Source organism: Paenibacillus praedii (genome assembly GCF_049725345.1).
GTDB lineage: Bacteria > Bacillota > Bacilli > Paenibacillales > Paenibacillaceae > Pristimantibacillus.
This window is the reverse complement of sequence record NZ_JBMWAM010000006.1, coordinates 36677-54076: the sequence shown is the minus strand read 5'-3', so window position 1 is coordinate 54076 and position 17400 is coordinate 36677. Positions and strand designations below refer to the sequence as shown.

General features: G+C 48.4%; 13 protein-coding genes. 8 read left to right on the top strand and 5 right to left on the bottom strand.

Features of this window, described 5'->3' with window-relative positions:
- The first annotated feature begins 6 nt into the window (after positions 1 to 6).
- The gene (htpG, locus tag ACO9K6_RS07680; protein ID WP_424766966.1) at positions 7 to 1890 is read left to right on the top strand and encodes a molecular chaperone HtpG; all 1884 of its coding nucleotides are present in this window, start codon (positions 7 to 9) and stop codon (positions 1888 to 1890) included.
- Between the two features lie 77 nt (positions 1891 to 1967).
- Here the strand turns inward: htpG and ACO9K6_RS07675 are convergent, their stop codons facing one another.
- From ACO9K6_RS07675 to ACO9K6_RS07655, 5 genes are read right to left on the bottom strand one after another with little or no spacing between them, the layout of a single operon-like run.
- Positions 1968 to 3809, bottom strand: a complete 1842-nt coding sequence (locus ACO9K6_RS07675; protein ID WP_424766965.1) for a beta-L-arabinofuranosidase domain-containing protein — start codon at positions 3807 to 3809, stop codon at positions 1968 to 1970.
- Positions 3810 to 3825: 16 nt separating this feature from the next.
- Complete coding sequence (locus ACO9K6_RS07670; protein WP_424766964.1) at positions 3826 to 5802, bottom strand: glycoside hydrolase family 127 protein; 1977 nt, start codon at positions 5800 to 5802, stop codon at positions 3826 to 3828.
- A 24-nt stretch (positions 5803 to 5826) separates the two neighbouring features.
- Positions 5827 to 6651: a carbohydrate ABC transporter permease gene (locus ACO9K6_RS07665; protein WP_424766963.1), complete on the bottom strand. Its 825-nt coding sequence runs from the start codon at positions 6649 to 6651 to the stop codon at positions 5827 to 5829.
- Positions 6652 to 6664: 13 nt separating this feature from the next.
- Positions 6665 to 7546, bottom strand: a complete 882-nt coding sequence (locus tag ACO9K6_RS07660) for a carbohydrate ABC transporter permease (protein ID WP_424766962.1) — start codon at positions 7544 to 7546, stop codon at positions 6665 to 6667.
- A 48-nt stretch (positions 7547 to 7594) separates the two neighbouring features.
- Positions 7595 to 8938 (bottom strand): ABC transporter substrate-binding protein, encoded by a 1344-nt coding sequence (locus ACO9K6_RS07655; RefSeq protein WP_424766961.1) that lies wholly within the window; start codon positions 8936 to 8938, stop codon positions 7595 to 7597.
- Between the two features lie 191 nt (positions 8939 to 9129).
- Between ACO9K6_RS07655 and ACO9K6_RS07650 the strand changes: the two genes are divergently transcribed.
- The 7 genes from ACO9K6_RS07650 to ACO9K6_RS07620 all read left to right on the top strand — a co-directional run bounded on the left by ACO9K6_RS07650 (position 9130) and on the right by ACO9K6_RS07620 (position 17323).
- Entirely contained in the window at positions 9130 to 10020 is an 891-nt protein-coding gene (locus ACO9K6_RS07650) for an AraC family transcriptional regulator (RefSeq protein ID WP_424766960.1), read from the top strand.
- 197 nt (positions 10021 to 10217) lie between these two features.
- Positions 10218 to 11678, top strand: a complete 1461-nt coding sequence (locus ACO9K6_RS07645) for an ATP-binding protein (RefSeq protein WP_424766959.1) — start codon at positions 10218 to 10220, stop codon at positions 11676 to 11678.
- A 65-nt stretch (positions 11679 to 11743) separates the two neighbouring features.
- Entirely contained in the window at positions 11744 to 12355 is a 612-nt protein-coding gene (locus ACO9K6_RS07640) for a TetR/AcrR family transcriptional regulator (protein WP_424766958.1), read from the top strand.
- Between the two features lie 44 nt (positions 12356 to 12399).
- Positions 12400 to 12570 (top strand): S-layer homology domain-containing protein, encoded by a 171-nt coding sequence (locus ACO9K6_RS07635; RefSeq protein ID WP_424766957.1) that lies wholly within the window; start codon positions 12400 to 12402, stop codon positions 12568 to 12570.
- A gap of 248 nt (positions 12571 to 12818) precedes the next feature.
- Positions 12819 to 13877 carry an autoinducer 2 ABC transporter substrate-binding protein gene (locus tag ACO9K6_RS07630; protein WP_424766956.1) on the top strand — a complete coding sequence of 353 codons (1059 nt, stop codon included), beginning with the start codon at positions 12819 to 12821 and terminating at the stop codon, positions 13875 to 13877.
- Entirely contained in the window at positions 13867 to 15693 is a 1827-nt protein-coding gene (locus tag ACO9K6_RS07625) for a cache domain-containing sensor histidine kinase (protein ID WP_424766955.1), read from the top strand. Before ACO9K6_RS07630 ends, ACO9K6_RS07625 begins: the two co-directional genes overlap by 11 nt.
- The gene (locus ACO9K6_RS07620; protein ID WP_424766954.1) at positions 15686 to 17323 is read left to right on the top strand and encodes a response regulator transcription factor; all 1638 of its coding nucleotides are present in this window, start codon (positions 15686 to 15688) and stop codon (positions 17321 to 17323) included. The genes ACO9K6_RS07625 and ACO9K6_RS07620 overlap by 8 nt, the downstream gene beginning before the upstream one ends.
- Positions 17324 to 17400 lie beyond the last annotated feature (77 nt).

Here is a 17400-nt window from a genome sequence, read left to right as displayed (position 1 = left end):
CCATCCATGGCAAAAAAGCAGTTTAAAGCGGAATCGAAGCGTTTGCTCGAAATGATGATCAACTCCATTTATACCCAGAAAGAAATCTTTCTGAGAGAGCTTATTTCTAATGCCAGCGATGCCATCGACAAAATATATTACAAAGCGTTAACAGATGAGCAAATGGTGTTCAACAACGAGGATTATTACATTAAAATAACTGCCGACAAGGCGAACCGCACGTTGACCCTTTCCGATACGGGTATTGGTATGACGAAGGAGGATCTTGAGAATAACCTGGGCGTTATTGCCAAGAGTGGCTCATTAGCCTTCAAGAAAGAAAATGAAGCGAAGGACGGCCACAACATTATCGGTCAGTTCGGAGTGGGCTTCTACTCGGCTTTTATGGTGGCGGATGTGGTTACGGTTATAAGCAAAGCCTTGGGCAGCGATGAGGCATTCAAGTGGGAGTCCAAGGGAGCGGACGGCTACACGATTGTACCGTGCGAGAAGTCTTCGGTCGGTACGGAAATTATTTTGCAAATTAAAGCAAATACCGAGGACGATCAATACGATGAGTATCTGGAGGAGTATCGTTTAAAGGCGATTATCAAAAAATACTCTGATTTCATTCGCTACCCAATCAAGATGGATGTGTTGGGTCAGCGGCCTATGGAAGGCAGCGAAGACGAGCTTGAGGATTATGTGGAAGAACAAACTGTTAACAGCATGGTTCCGATCTGGCGCAAAAATAAAAGCGAGCTTACCGCAGAGGACTATGAAAACTTCTACTTTGAGAAACGTTATGGCTTCGATAAGCCGATTAGCCATCTCCATATCAGTGCGGATGGTGCGGTCGTCTATAACGCGATTCTGTTTATTCCAGAAAACACGCCTTTTGATTATTACACGAAGGAATATGAGAAGGGCTTAGAGCTTTATTCCAACGGCGTTCTGATCATGGACAAGTGCGCGGATCTGCTTCCTGACTATTTTAGCTTTGTGAAAGGCATGGTTGATTCCGAGGATCTGTCTCTTAATATTTCGCGTGAGCTGCTGCAGCATGACAGACAGCTTAAGCTTATCGCCAAAAATATTAAGAACAAAATCAAAGGACAGCTGCAAAGCGTGCTGAAGGATGATCGGGAAAAGTACGAAAGCTTCTATAAAGCCTTCGGCAGACAGCTGAAATTTGGCGTATACGGCGACTACGGCGCGAACAAGGAGGATTTGCAGGATTTGCTGCTGTTCTACTCCTCCAAGGAGAAGAAGCTGGTTTCGTTGAATGAGTACGTATCGAGAATGCCTGAGGATCAGAAGTTCATCTACTACGCTTCCGGAGAGTCGATCGAAAGAATTGAGAAGCTTCCGCAAACGGAGATGGTTTCCGACAAGGGCTATGAGATTCTTTACTTTACCGATGATATCGATGAATTTGCGATTAAGATGATTACGAAATATAAAGAGAAGGAGTTCAAATCGGTATCCAGCGGCGACCTTGGCATTGAGCCTGATCAGGCAGAGGCGCAGGAGGGTGCAGAAGAGAACGACAACAAGGAGCTCTTTGCACAAATGCAAAGCCTTCTGGCAGGCAAAGTGAAAAACGTCAAAGCTTCAAAAAGGCTGAGATCTCATCCGGTTTGCTTGTCTTCCGAGGGTGAATTAACGATTGAGATGGAAAAGATTTTGAAGGCGATGCCTAACAGCCAAGACGTGCAGGCAGACAAGGTTCTTGAAATCAACATCAATCATGACGTATTCCAATCGTTAAAAGCAGCGTATAGCAGCGATGATAAAGAGAAGCTAAGTTTATATACGAACCTGTTGTACAGTCAGGCGCTTCTCATCGAGGGCTTGCCGCTTCAGGATCCAGTTGAATTCACGAACGATATTTGCAAAATCATGGTCTAACGAGGCCAGTATAAAAGCAACGAAAAACCGGCAATGGCTTCGACCATTGCCGGTTTTTTTGCTAGTGTTGCGGAATCTTATTTCTTAACGGGAAAATAAACGGTATAAGCTTGATCCTCTATCTCATAGAGCGGCACAAACCGAATGCCTCTTTCCTGTCCGGTCGTTCGGTAGCCAGGCAGCCACGATGCCCATTCTCTTTCGTTATCGGGCGTAAGCAGCTTCTCGGGATGCTCCGGATCGCCGTACAATACCCGTTCCTCTTCGCATAGTCCGGCCAAGACGACAGGGCCGTCCATGAAGGCGACCATATCGGGACGGTCGGGCAGAGGGGAGGCTGTGAGTTTCTTCGGCAGCTGTACAACCAGCTCGTCTCCCTTGCTCCAAATGCGGCGCACGGAAGCAAACCCGGAGGCGGCGTCTGCGGCAGATAGGACAGCGGGCTGGCCATTTATGGCAATAATCGGCTCGTCGCTCAGCCAGTCCGGCAGTCTGAGCTTGATCGTGAACTCCGTCTCCTGGATGCTATCTACTGAAAGCTTCATGCAAATTGCTTGAGGCCGCCGAGTGCTGTCTACAGCAGCATTGCGAATTCCCCAGTTGGTTTGAGGTTCTATCGTTTGCTTTATGCTCACGCTGCCTTGGCCCGTATGCCATGTGAATTCCGATGGAATATACTGTGCGGCTATAATTCCTTCCTGATCCTGATAGAACGCAAGATTGGCATGCAGCGTATGCGCTTGGACGAGGGAGCCGTGACAGCACCAGAAATGCTTGGTAGGCGTGCCCCATTTCTTCGCCGCCCCTGCATGAAGCGGCAGGAAGTAGGCGATCATCCCCGTTGTCGGATGCTGCTGAGCTAAAATGCCGTTATAGAGATTGCGTTCAATGTAGTCCAGGTACATAGACGCTCCCGTCCAGCGGAACAGAAAATCGGCGAGCCGGATCATATTGTAGACGACGCAGTGCTCCTGGGTGCGACTCCCGAGGCGGGCCGACAGTTCCCCCGGCGGGCTCCAAATTTCACCGTTGGTTTGGCTGCCCGTGCAGTAGAAGCCGCGATCGGTGACGGCCGATTTCCAGTAGGCTTCGACAATATCGCGCCACTTCTGATCCCCGGTGACTTCATAGGCTCTTGCAGCCCCGTGAATTTCGGGAATCGTCGTATTCGCATGCATGTTGGTCAGAATATCTTCGCCGCGAAGCAGCGGCTCGAACAGCCGATGGCGGGTATAACGGTGCATGAGCTCAAGATGTTTCGGCTTGCCGGTCGCCGCATAGACGTCCGCCCATACTTCCATCATCGCTCCAGTCTCAACATCCAGCACATCCGCGAGTGTATCCTTCGTCAGACCGTCGGTCCAGCGCAAAAACCAATTCGACCAGTTGTCGATGATTTCCAGCGCGCGGCTGCTTCCGGCAAAAGCATACATATCGTACAGACCCATCAAGGTTTTATGGAGGGTATAGTGAGGCGCCCAGACCTGCTTGCCCTCCGCAATCCAATGCAAATATTTCTCGGGAATCGAGCCGGCCCATTCTCCGCCGTTTTGAATTTGGCAGCGTCCAAGCTCTTCGACGATCCAATCCGCCTTCCCTTTGGCCTCTAAATCTTGTGTTGCCGCATACAGCTTAGCCGCCGCAGATAACCAATGGCCTAGAAAATGGCCGCGCAGTGCGCAGGAAGGGGATTCCCAGCCAAGATGCTGCGGTTCCCAGTGCTCATGAACATGAGTTTCGGGGATATACAGGTTAGCTTCAATATAAAAGTTTTGCAGCAGGGCGGAGCTGTCAAGGCTCATGACATAGCGGCGATTCAGCTTGGCGCGGGATTGGAACAATCCCGGCAGCAGCTTGACGCTTCCTAAAGCGGAAGCCGTTACTTGGTTTTGGGCGCTTGATGCCATTTCTATACTCATCTTCAATCCCTCCAGATTATTGGTTACGAATCCAAACCGCCATCTCGCCCGCCGAGCGGTTGCTCCAGGCAAAGTAAGGAATCGCTTTAAAGGCTGCAGGTACTTGGTTATAGGGTTGTGATGCGTAGAGCTTATCGTCGGCTTCGGCATTGACTTCGCTTCGCAAGGCGCTGCCTGTAAGGACGGAAACACCTCCCAGCAGCTGCTTGTCGAAATGTACATCGATTTTGGCGTCTCTCGAAAGCACGAGCTCTTGAAGATTCGGGCCATTGTCCTCCTCTTCGAGGCAGAACACAATCGGTCCGCGCTGCAGGGCGACTTTCCCGGCATTTTCCCGTACATTCGGATGCGCGTGCAGCATTTCGACCGGCATTTTCATTGTCAGCTCGATCCGGTCGCCGTCAAGCCATGTCCTCCGAATTTTGGCATAGCCCTTATCCAGCGAAACTGCGTCTATTTCTTGCCCGTTCACGGACAGACTGAAGCTTTGGCACCAGCCCGGTATACGAAGTGCCATGTTAAATTCAACGGGCTGCTGCAGCGTCAGCTCGAGAGCAACCTGCCCCTCCCAAGGGTAGCTTGAGGCTTGCGTCACTTGCACGGTCTGGCCATCCCAATCTAGGGTTAGCTTGCTGCCGATATATAAATGAACATAAAGCTCGCGGGCGTCCTTGTCCTCAGAATAAATATATTGACCGAGGGATGCGATTAACCGTGCGATGTTTGGCGGGCAGCATGCGCAGCCAAACCATGGCTGTCTCGTTTTCTTAACAGCCGACATGTCATGGCGGAAGTCGGAAGCTGCCGGCCATACCTCAAGAGGGTTGACATAGAAATAGCTTTTGCCATCGAGCGAAATGCCGCTCATAACGCCGTTGTATAGAGCAAGCTCCATCACATCGGCATATTCGCGGTCTTTCTCGATCTGAAGCATACGCTGCGCCCAAAACATCAGCCCGATTGCCGCGCAGGTTTCCGTATAAGCGCGATCGTTCGGAAGATCGAAGGGAACGGTAAACCTTTCTTCATAGGCAGAGGAGCCGATGCCCCCGGTAACATACATTTTTTTGCGCGTCACATCTTTCCAGAGCTCTTTCGCGGCGTCCAGAAGAGAAGGATCGTTAAAGCTCTGGGCAAGGTCGGCCATGGCACTGTATAGATATACGGCTCTTACCGCGTGCCCTTCCGCCGTATTTTGATCCCGGACGGGAAGGTGAGCCTGGAAATAATCGTAGCTGCGTTTCGTCCTGCCTCTGACCGGAGTTTGCGACTCTTCTCTTTCGCTGGCCTCCTGATCGAAGAAATGAGGCTGCTGACCCCGTTCATCGACGAAAAACTTGCTTAGCTCCAAATATTTTTTCTCACCCGAGGCATGGTAGAGCTTGACGAGCGCAAGCTCGACTTCAGGGTGCCCGTCGTAGCCGCGCTTCTTGCCGGGCTCAACGCCGAATACGGTCGCGATATAGTCGGCATAACGGCACATGATATCAAGGAAAGCCCGTTTGCCTGTCGCATCATAGTAAGCTGCTGCTGCTTCCATTAAGTGACCGGCGCAATACAGCTCATGATTGTCTCTCAGATTCGTCCAGCGGCCGCCGGGCTCCTTGACAGTATAATAGGTGTTCAGATAGCCGTCTGGCTGCTGGGCGCGGCCAAGCAGATCGATCACCTGATCGGCGATTTTCTCCAGCTTCGGATCACGGTTACCGGAGAGGACAAAGCCGACGGTCTCCAGCCATTTGCCAAGGTCGCTGTCCTGGAATACCATTCCGTAATATTCGCCCTCTGCTTCGCCGGCCGCGAGCCGAAAATTTTCAATCGTATGGCTGGGCTCGGCTCCTGGAATTTCGTCGTTCAATGCTTGCCACTGATAGGGAACAACGGTCTGAATGACATTGCTTACGCGTGGAGACCAGAAGTCATCCAGAATCGTCACCTGCTTCAAGGTGGATGCCTTCAAAGCCTTTATCTGTTTATTGTCTAATTTGCTCATACACGACTTCCTTTCGATTTTCCGTTATTCGCCCTTCAAACCGGAGAGCGTTACGCCTTTAATAAAGAAATCCTGAGCTAACAGAAAAATGACAATTAGAGGGGCGATGGAAAGCACCGTGCTTGCCATCAGAACTGGCCAGTCGGTTCCGTACATTCCCTGCATGGCTGCCAACCCAAGGGGCAGGGTCATCATTTCCTGGGAATTGATATAGATCAAGGGCGCCAGAAACTCATTCCACATGCCCATGAAGACAAATACGCCGAGCGTTGCCATTGCCGGCTTCGACAGAGGAACAAATACCCGCCAATAGACACCAAAGGGGGAGCAGCCATCGATCTTCGCGGCATCCTCCAGCGCAACGGGAATGGTAATGAAAAATTGGCGAAGCAGAAATGTGCCGAAGGCCGATACAAGCGCGGGCAAAATAAGCGACCAATGCGTATCGATGAGATTGTAGTTACGCATGATGATAAAGTTGGGAATGAGGGTTACCTGAGCTGGAATCATCATCGTAGCCAAGTATAAGCCGAACAGCAGGTCTCTGTATTTAAAGCGCAGCCGGGCAAACACATAGCCAGCCATTGAGCTGGTGAGAAGCTGGGCAATCACAACGATGACTGTAATTTTCAGGCTGTTCAAGAAATACGTATCAAACGGAAAACGATCGGCTATGCGTAAATAATTTTCCCACATGATCTTCTCCCCAAAGAGCGTGGGAGGAAAGACGAACACTTCACTAAGCTGCTTCAGTGACGTGCTGACCGTCCATAGGAAGGGCATAATCATCGTGATTGCCCCAAGCATGAGAATAACGTGCGAGGTGATTTTGAGCAGCCGCTTCTTCACATGTATACCTCCCTTAGTTTTCTCCCCATTTTCTTTGGCGCCAGAATTGAATCATGGTGATGATGAACATCAGGAAAAAAAGGACATAAGCCATCGCGCTCGCATAGCCCATATTGAAATATTTGAAGCCATGCTCATACAAATAACTGACGATGACGGAAGTGGAGCGTGCAGGTCCTCCTTGGGTCATCAAGAATACCGTGTCGAATACCTGGAATGATCCGATGAAGGACATTACAGTTACAAAAAAGGTTGTCGGGGATAAGAGCGGCACAGTAATATAAAAAAACTTTTGATGCCATCTTGCACCGTCTAGCTCGGCCACTTCATAGTAGTCAGTGGATATCCCTTGAAGGCCGGCCAGAAAAATAAGCATGTTGAAGCCGAGGTTTTTCCACACGCTGGTTATAATGACGGCAGGCATCGCCCAGACGGTGCTCGTCAGCCAGTCAGGACCATTGATGCCGAACCAATTTAAGAAGAAGTTCATAAATCCGTATTCGGGATTATAAATAAATTGCCATACAACGGCGACCGCGACCATGGAGGAAACGACGGGTAGAAAATAGGCGGCGCGGTAAAACTTTTTGAGGCTGATGTTTTGGTCAAGGGCAACGGCCAGCAGCAGAGAGATGACGATGCCGAGCGGCACGGAAACGCCTGCGAAGTAGAACGTGTTCCAGAATACCTTGATAAAGGTCTCATCTCTCCACAATTCGATATAGTTGCTGAAGCCAGTCCATTTCACGGGCGTAAGCATATCCCATGAAGTGAAGCTAAGAAAGAAGGACGCGAACACGGGAATGAGAGTAAAAGCTAGAAATCCGAGCAGATTGGGCAGGAGCAGCAGGAACGCCCAAGTCCCGTCCTTTTGAAATAATTTGCTCGCATTCATCGAATCCCCCCTTCGGAAGGGCCTTGGATCGCTCCAAGGCGCTTTCTATTATTGTTTTGCAAGCTCCGTATTGGCTCGGTCTTCGATTTTTTGCATCGTCTCCTCAACCGATTGTCCCGAATACCATAGCTTGTCGGTTTCTTCCGTAATAATATCGTTTACGATGTTCTGGGTGATCAAAGTGAAGGGGTAGGCTTCGGCTTCGGCAAAGAAAGGTACCATTTCTTTAAAACCATCGGGATGAACGGCTTCGTTAAACCATTTGGCTATGCCTTCCTCGGTGTACAGGGATTTGCGGTTCGGCATCCAAAGACCCTCTTTGATCAATTCGATTTGGTATTCTTCAGAAGAGAGAAATTGAATGAGCTTCCATGCTTCCTGAGGATGCTCCGTCTTGGCAGACGCAGCGTGAACATGCGCTTGACCATGCGTCTTCGGCTCCATGAAGCTTGGTAGCGGAGCTACACCGACCGGGAATCCCATTGTGGCAAGCTCCTGCAAGGCCCACGAGCCGTCGATAACCATCGCTACTTTACCGGTCTGAAGCATTTGATTAGGCCTCATCCCAATGCTTTCCAGCGTTTTGGCCGTAGGTGTGGCACCGTCTACTAAGCGAAGGTCCAGAATGCTTTGCATGACTTTTTTGGCCTCCGGCGTATTGACAGCCATCCGGGCGCCGTCTTCGCTAAAGACTTGCCCTCCGTTGGAGAAAATCTCAGCCGTGGTCATGTAGAAGTTCTCAAGACCGAATGCGCCATATTGCGAAACCTTATCTCCGTCTTTGACAGTCAGCTTTTTCGCGGCTTCGCGAAATTCCTCCCAGGTCCATGCATCGTTCGGATTGCTTGGCGGATAGGCAAGCTGTGCATCGTCAAAGATAGCTTTGTTGTAATAAAGGACGGGTGACACCGTACAACTGCTGACCCCGAATATGCTGCCGTCGATTTCCATAATTCTGGCCGAGGACGGGATGAAATCCCCAAGCGACATTTCTCTTTCGAACATAGAGGTCAGATCAAGCAGAACGTTACGCTTCTGAAAGGAGCGGTACTCCGTAGCGCCTAAGAAGAAAACGTCGGGCGCGGCGTTGCCCGCGAGCATCGTGAGAATTTTTTGGGCATACTGCGTGTTCGGAACCGGCTGATAATCGACTTTAATATTCGGATTTGCTTTCATGAAAGCGTCGAGCCCTTTTTTGACGGCTGCGGTCTCTAGTGGACTGGCTTCCCAGCCCATAAATTTCAGGGTTACGATTTCGCCGCCGCTTGATGCTGCAGAATTGCCGTTCGTATTCGTCCCAGTTGAACCTCCGCTGCCTGAACCTCCGCCAGAGCAAGCGGATACCGCGAAGGCTAAAAGCAAAATCATGATCAGAAATCTAGTTTTTTTCAATTGACAGACCCTCCTCATAATGATGATGAAACAGGCTGCAATTCATTTTGAACCGTTCTTTATGTAAACGTTTACAGGGATAAGCATACCATCTGCTTGAGGCAAAGTAAGTAGTCATCGCTTAACATTAAGTGGACAAAAATGACTAAAAGTTATAAATTATATGAAAACGGGAGGAAGGAGCGGGAGTGTTGAATTATACAAAAATCAATATTAGCAAACCCATTGAGTTCTTATCAGGCGGCCACTTTATCGCAGATGGAGTATGGACCCACACGAACCGTTGTCTCGATTCGTTCGAAGTGATTATCGGCATCGACAAATGTCTGTATATTTCGCAAGGAGATGAAAAATTCGAGGTCAATCCTGGAGAGGTGCTCGTGCTGCTGCCGGGGCTTGTCCACGAGGGCTACCGTTCCTGTGAGGAGGGCGTGTCTTTTTTCTGGTTTCATTTCCTTGCTTATGAATCGTTTGAATTTATGGATGAGGAAAACTTTTCGAAGGAATTGCTTGAGTTTAACAAGCCGGATTCAAGCAAGCTGTGCAGGGATGTCTATCTCCCCTTATATTTCAAACCGTCCAGCATTGAGCGGGTCAATATCTTGTTCCAGCAGCTTCAGCATGTAGGAATGTCCAACTATTACACCCAACAGGCAGCGCATTATGTTGCTACCCTGCTGCTGATCGAGCTCTCCGACCAGATGATCGGAAGCTATCAGGCATCCCCCGACAAGCCCCAAGGAGACCGCAATATTGCGGAAATCATTGAGTGGGTGAGAATACATGCGCTTGATGATATTTCGCTATCCGATGTTGCGGAGCATTTTGTTTATAACCGAAATTATCTTTCGCGGTTTTTCAAGAAGAAGACAGGCTTTAATTTACAGGAATACATCAATTTGATGAAAATTTCCAAAGCGAAGGAGTTGTTGACCAGGAGCTCCAGAAGTATTCAATACATTGCGGACAAGGTGGGAATCCACGACGAGAAATATTTTATGAGATTATTTAAAAAATACGAAAACATGACGCCGACGGAGTATCGCAAAGCATTTTACCGTGTGCATATGAATAATCACTAGTCTAGAAGCAGTTGGGTACAAATAACTGCTAGTGGATTATTTATACTTTCCGACATAAGAGGAGAAATTTCGACATGGCCTCACTTAGTTGCGAAACGGCTGAAAGAGAGGATGAAGACGGTGCCGGGTAAGGTGGACAATCGTAGTATTCGCAGCTAGCTTATAGTACAATATAGCCATTGAAAGGCGGCTGTAAAATGAACTTTTATACGACATTTTTTACGAATATGAGCATTCTTATTACCTTTGCCTATCTCTTTAATTTAGTGTTTAAATCTTTACTTCAAAAGCTCTCTCTCTCTCCAGTCGTTCGAGACGGCATGCTGATCGTCATATTTATTTTTTCGGGCTGGCTGGCGATGAAGTTTGGCGTTCAAATGAGGGAAGGGCCCGTCTTTGATTTGCGTGCCGTTCCGATCATATTTGCTACACTTCTATTCCGAGATCCAAGACATGTTTTTATCATCGGGCTGGGCATCGCAGTCTCCAGATTGGGCGTCAATGGGCTAACGGCGAATTCGTTCACTGGCTCACTAAATATAGCCATGTTAGGCGTGATTGCAACAGGCCTTGTCCTCCTATACAGACGGAAAAAAGAGTGGAGCTTTCGCCGTAAAGCCACGATCTCGCTTCTATTAATTAATACCGCCCAGGCTGCAGGGATTGTTCTATTCGGCGCAATACCGCGTGAGATGTATATTACACATGTTTTGCCGTATACGTTTCCGCTTGCTGTGCTGCTGGGCGCGTTTTTTTTGTTTATCATCCGGGATTTCTATCAGGAGCAGCTGCGCGTGGAAGAGCTGAAGACTAAGAATGAGCTTCTCCTGAGGCAGAGACAGGAGCTGCTTGAAGCGAAGCAGGAGCTTGAGAACAAGACGCATCAGCTCATGCAGGCCTCCCAATATAAATCGGAATTTATGGCGAATATGTCGCATGAGCTCAGAACGCCGCTAAACAGCATTATCCTGCTGTCACAGCTCATTCGTGAACATGAAAACGATGGGCGTCAGAGTGAAACCTTTCAGTACGCGGATATTATTCATAATTCCAGCACCGAGCTGCTCCAAATTATTAATGATATCCTTGATCTGTCCAAAGTGGAGGCAGGGAAAATGGAAATCGAATGGGGAAATGTCTCAATCGAGGATATTACGCAAATGCTTTATTACCAGATTGCGCCGCTTGCGGCAAAGAAGGACTTGTCTTTTGAGGTCATTGTAGGAGCAGAGGTGCCTAAGCTGATGGTTTCCGACGGGCTGCGTCTGAGCCAAATTTTACGCAATTTGCTCTCGAATGCAGTCAAATTTACGGTACGCGGCAGCATTGCCCTCCATGTGTCGGTTGAGCAGTCCTCAGGCTGGATTGTATTTGCGGTAAGAGATACCGGAATAGGGATCGAGCAGGATATGCACCAGCTTATTTTTGATGCGTTCCATCAGGAGGACGGCACACTGAAACGGAAATACGAGGGTACAGGCTTGGGCCTCACCATCAGCAAGAAGCTTGCCAAGCTGCTGGGAGGCACAATTAGCCTTAGGAGCAAGAAGGGCGAGGGCAGTGAGTTTCTGCTGCGACTGCCATTGCATCCGCAGCAGAATGTGAAGGAGCAAAGCAATGATGAGGACAGGGAGCGGATGTTTCAGGATCTAGTTTGACTGCTCGAATTATTGTACAAGAGTGAACGCGCCTTGATTTCGGGGTGCTTATAATAGATACGGAGATGGATGAGAGTGGTACAACGAGGAAGGAAAAAAGGATCGAGCGGGGAGCAAAGCCGTTCATTATTGCTTGCCATCGCGGCGGAGGAATTTGCCGAGCATGTTACTATGAAACGAAGATAAGCACCATTGTCAAAAGGGCCGGTGTCACCCAGCCTACTTTTTATATCTATTTTCCGACAAAGGATTCCGTCTTTCAGGAATTAGTAGAGCAGTTTCAGGCGAAGCTGTTCAATCTTACTTTGCGAAGCCGACTGGAGCCGGATATAGACACGGATTCTCTGCCTGACCGCATCGCGGCAGGCCTTGAAGCGCTCTTCCATTTCTTCAAGGAGGAGCCGCATTTGATGCGGATTGGCTTCCTGCTCGCGCCGGAGGCTGAAGAGATCAAGCGGCAGCTGGCCGCTCAAGTGCAAGGCAATCTGGAATCCGAGCAGCAGGCCGGTTACTTCCATAGGGATATGGATATGAGCACGATTGCCGAGAGTCTTGTAGGGATGATAGAACGATTGACGATAACAAAGCTGCTGCCTGGTCTGAAGACGCCGGAGGAGCTTGCTGGGGAAATCGTGCGATTATTTCTTTACGGGATGCTGACTGCAGACAATTCATAGAATGAATAGGCTATCATCGGGAATCACCTGCACAAAGAGGGGTTATGCAAGGCGCATTGAACTTTGATCTAAGCGGCTGGGCGCAGGGTTTTGTAGCTGCGCTGCGGGAAGAGGGCATGATTCAAGGACGCGGCGATAATCTGTTTACGCCTAAAGCTTCTACAACTCGTGCGGAAGCGGTAGTTCTGCTGCTTAATAGGATTGATAGAGCATAACAACAATGCAGCAGGGTCCGAGTATTCTCGGACCTTTTCTTTTACTGCGTACGCGCAGACCCGGGGATTGGATTTTCAGACAGGTGTGATTTAGAGCGCATTGAGGTTTGACGCGCAGTCTTGAAATCACCGGCAATTAAAGCTATTATGGACTTAGTTTAGACCTGTGCGGCAATTAGGACATAGACCGCATGATGTGCTTTGCAGCTAGCTAGTGTTGAACCAATTCAATACGAAGGGGGACAATCATGTACAGGCTGACGATAATTGCTTTTATTTTTACTCTATTTGTAAGCGGTTGCAGCAATGGGGCTGTGAATTCGGGCTCAAATGATGATGAGGTTGTGTATGTCAATCAAGATAAAGAAGAACGAATTGCCCAGAAGCTGAGGGATGTACAGAGCAAGCCTTACACCATTGCCATTGTCCCGAAATTGATGGGCATTTCTTATTATGACGCGGCAGAGGAGGGGGCTCTGGAGGCAGCCAAGGATTTGAATGTGAATGTGATTTTCACTGGTCCGCTGGACGGCAATCCCCAGAAGCAGACAGAAGTAATCGAGGATTTGATTGCACGCAAGGTCGACGCGATTGCCGTATCGGCTACGGATCCTTTTAAGCTGCTGCCCGTGCTCAAGAAGGCCCGCGAACAGAATATTAAAGTGATTACTTGGGATGGAGATACGGACCCAATCGGCAGAGATTTTTTTGTGAACATGGTCGATCCCCAGACGCTAGGTCGTCATTTGATGGACAATCTTGCGCTCAGCCTGGGTGAGAAAGGAAAGTTCGCGATCATTACAAGCTCACTTACGGCATCGAATACAACGGATTGGATCAAGTGGATCAAAATCCAGCAAAAAGAATATTATCCCGACATGCAGCTAACTGAAATCGTGACCAGCAACGATAATTATGACAGCGCCTTTGTCGCAACAGAATATTTGATGAAGGAATACCCGGACCTGTCTGGTATCATAGGGGTGAGCGCAGTTGCTCCGTCCGCTGCGGCCAAAGCGATCAAGGAAGCAGGAAAGACCAATTCAGTTAAGGTCGTTGGCTTGTCCTTGCCCAATGCGATGCGAGAATATATCAAGGAAGGGATAACGCCAAATATTACGCTCTGGAGTCCCCAGCGGTTAGGATATTTGACGGTGGCCTTGGCCAAAAATTTATTGGATGGACAGCTTCCGCATGATCAGCAAATGATTCCTAACGTTGGTAATATTCGCTTCAAAGATAATGTAGTCATCATGGGGGTACCAATCGTGTTTACAAAGGAAAATATAGATCAATATGACTTCTAAATTCAACATCATCCAGTGGTTAAATCCAAAAAATTATCGGTTGCGGTCAAAGCTGATCATCACTTATATTCTGTTAACGGTTGTTCCGATTTCGCTGCTTGGCTACATATCTTATTCCCAGTATACGAGAACAGTCGAGGCACAGGTTGGCGAATACGTTCCGAAAATTTTGGATCAAGCCAATGAGAATATCGATAAACAGATGGAGGAACTCACCTATGCGCCGGAGCTGCTGTATAATTCCAGCCAAGTGCTGTCTATTTTGCGCAAATATGATTATCCTACACGCTCTGAATTTTTGAATGACAGCTTTATTATGAACAGCTATCTCTCCAGCACTTATTTTACGGAAAAAGATACACTGCTGGGTGTATTCGTGTGGACGACGACACAGAGGCTGTTTTCCAGTACGGCTGTGTCCTATACAGGCTTCGAGAAGGAGCCGGAATGGCTTGGCCAGGATGGGATTATTTTGCAGGATCAGACAGATTTGCGCTTCAAGGGGAAGCCGCCGTTTTTCTTGATTGTCAAGCAAATTCAGGATGTCGAGAACCGAAGGAATATCGGAACAATCACGATTGCGGTCAAGCTGGCTTTTATGGAAAAGGTACTCATGGATATTAAAGACCAAGATCGAGCGGAGATCTGGGTGATGAATAAGCAGGGCAAAGTCATTTATCATACGGACCCTGCTCAAATCGGTACGGTCGAGGATATAGCTCGCTTTCCGCTCAGCAACGGGAGCTTCCGCTCGTACAAAAATGGAGAGAGGATGCTCGTGAGCGTCAGTGAATCCGAGCGGATGGACTGGATCACCGTTCACCAGATTCCGTTCAAATATTTAACCGAGCAAGCAGACGTTATTCGAGATTTTGTTATCTGGATATTTGTATCGATCGTCCTGGCAACCATCATTCTATCTGTATTCATGGCCTGGAGCGTCAGCCAGCCGATCTATAAGCTCAGCCGCCTTATGAGAACGGTGGAGAAGGGCAATTTCCAGGTGGATCTTATTATCGACTCGAAGGATGAGATGGGCATACTGGCGCGAAGCTTTAATTCAATGGTTTCTCGAATAAGAGAGCTCGTCCAGCTGAATTATCATATCGAGATCAGACAAAAGCAAGCAGAGCTTTATGCGCTGCAATCCCAAATCAATCCGCACTTTATGTACAATACGCTCGAAACGATCAATATGGCGGTGGAGGAGGACGAGAAGGAGACCGTAGTTGAAATGGTTACACTGCTCGGAAGAATGCTGCGTTTCTCTTTAAGCAACAAAGACCGGATCGTCGCGATGAACAAGGAAGTCGAGCACATCAACAATTATTTGAAGATTCAGAAATACCGGTTCGAGCAGCGGCTGGATTTCACGATTGACTCAGAACTTGAATTGCAGCAGTATTATACGCCTAAGTTTATTTTGCAGCCGATAATTGAAAATTGTATTAAGCACGGACTGGAAACCCGGAAAGCGCTAAGCATCCATATTCAAATTTACAAAGTAAAAGGGGTACGTCCGAATACGGAGGATATTGCGATTGCCGTGAAAGACAGCGGAACGGGAATTAATGAGGAGACGCTGGGAAGAATTCATCAATTGTTAAAATCAGATCCAATCGCGAAGCGGGACTCCGGCTTCGGCCTCATTAATGTGCATGCAAGAATTGCGATGCTGTTCGGAATAGAGTATGGTCTGACGGTTGAAAGCGAGTGGAAGGAAGGGACAGAGGTCGTCATTCTGATTCCTGTCATTACCGATATGCTAACCGTTGAAAAATATGAAAGAATCGAGGACGACTCTTACCGTGGATAAAATTAAAACCATTATTGTGGATGATGAGGATCGGATTCGTAGAGGCGTTGAGCGGTTGGTCAGCTCATGCGGCGAGCAATGGGACATTATCGGAACGTTCGCCGATGGCATTGAGGTCATTGCGTTCCTGAAGGAAAGCGGGCAGCAGATTGATCTGATGATTACCGACGTGAAGATGCCGGAGATGGACGGACTTACGCTGATTAAGGAAGTGAAGAAGCTTCAGGAGAATGAGATTTGCTCAGTTATCGTAAGCGGATACGATGACTTCCAATACCTGCAAACGGCGATACGCGAAGGAGCCTCTGATTATGTGCTGAAACCGATCGACCGCGCGCAGTTTGCAGATATTTTAGGCAATGTTGAAAATAAAATTGAGCAGCTGCGACGCAAAAACCAGCGATGGAACGACTTGCTGAAGGAGGCCGACAAGCTGGAGCTGACGAAGCAAACCCAGCTTCTAAGCGAGACGGTTTCTGCGGTATCCGAGGATATTTCCACGATGTATTGGATAAAGGATTTTCCCGAAGGGATTTACCAGCTGCTGTACGTCAGCATGGATGAGTTTCCGTATAAGACACGAGAGTACACCCCGAAGGATTGGGGAATTATGGCTTATGCGGTCCAGAACATTATTGATGAGGTGGTCATGTCTTTTTTTGACAACGAGCATCATGCAGGCTGGTGGTGGCGGGACGGCGGGTTTAATTTCTGGGTGCTTTTATGCAACCCGGATAAACAAACCAAAGATTATGCCGCGGTGGGCGAGGGCTTCTCCAATCATCTGAAGTCATGCATTAGTCAGTTTTCGCCGTTTAGCGCTTCAATAGCGGTGAGTGAGCCCTTCGAGGATCTATCGGTGCTGCTGGTGATGAAGAAGCAGCTGCTGTCGCTCATTCGATTCCGGATGGCCTTTGGCGGGAATAAGGTTTTCTCGTCCCGGTCAGCGGGAGAGATGGCGATGAAGGACGCCAAGACTGCTGTCTCCTCCGAGTTGAAGGAAATGGCGAGTAAGGCTGCCTTCATGCTGGGTGAAGCGACGAAGCCGGATATCGAGCTTCAGCTGAATGCTTTTTTCAGTGAGCTTACGAAGCTGAGAACGCCGGATGACATCCAATACGCGATTCATTTTTTCATGATTCAAATGTATAAGATATGTTTGGAGCATACGGAATCCGGCATTTTCTTAAGCGAATTAGATGATTTGTTCGAGGTTCTTAAGGTGGAATCTAACCTGAATCGGATGAAGAGTCTGCTGAAGCAATGTTTCCTGCAGGTGCATGAGAAGCTGCTTCATTTTAAGCAGGATCACGTGCATGACCCCGTCATGAAGGCGAAAGCGTGGATCAAGGACAATATTAACCAGAAAATTGCGATTAAGGATATATCCGATCAGGTGTATGTGAATCCGACTTATTTCTGCGAAATTTTCAAGAAGCAGACGGGGCAGACCGTATTGGATTATATTACGGATGTCAGGCTCGAGAAAGCGCGCGATCTGCTGCTGGATACGGACTTTAATGTCGGCAAAATCTCGCAGCTGCTCGGCTATCAGGATACAAAATATTTTAGCAGACTGTTCAAGCAAAAGTGGGGGAGGCTGCCCTCGGAATATAAGAAGTCACGCTAGTCATAAGCAGAAGGATATCTCCTACGGGGGGTATCCTTCTTTTTGATTAATACAGGTACCCGAGAATCGTCCCCCCT

Bases quoted from the DNA above. Each gene is read 5' to 3' on its own strand.
- ACO9K6_RS07625 (WP_424766955.1), top strand. From the start codon at position 13,867: ATGACTTCTAAATTCAACATCATCCAGTGGTTAAATCCAAAAAATTAT.
- ACO9K6_RS07630 (WP_424766956.1), top strand. From the start codon at position 12,819: ATGTACAGGCTGACGATAATTGCTTTTATTTTTACTCTATTTGTAAGC.
- ACO9K6_RS07645 (WP_424766959.1), top strand. From the start codon at position 10,218: ATGAACTTTTATACGACATTTTTTACGAATATGAGCATTCTTATTACC.
- ACO9K6_RS07675 (WP_424766965.1), bottom strand. From the start codon at position 3,809: ATGAGTATAGAAATGGCATCAAGCGCCCAAAACCAAGTAACGGCTTCC.
- ACO9K6_RS07670 (WP_424766964.1), bottom strand. From the start codon at position 5,802: ATGAGCAAATTAGACAATAAACAGATAAAGGCTTTGAAGGCATCCACC.
- htpG (WP_424766966.1), top strand. From the start codon at position 7: ATGGCAAAAAAGCAGTTTAAAGCGGAATCGAAGCGTTTGCTCGAAATG.
- ACO9K6_RS07660 (WP_424766962.1), bottom strand. From the start codon at position 7,546: ATGAATGCGAGCAAATTATTTCAAAAGGACGGGACTTGGGCGTTCCTG.
- ACO9K6_RS07635 (WP_424766957.1), top strand. From the start codon at position 12,400: ATGCAAGGCGCATTGAACTTTGATCTAAGCGGCTGGGCGCAGGGTTTT.
- ACO9K6_RS07640 (WP_424766958.1), top strand. From the start codon at position 11,744: ATGGATGAGAGTGGTACAACGAGGAAGGAAAAAAGGATCGAGCGGGGA.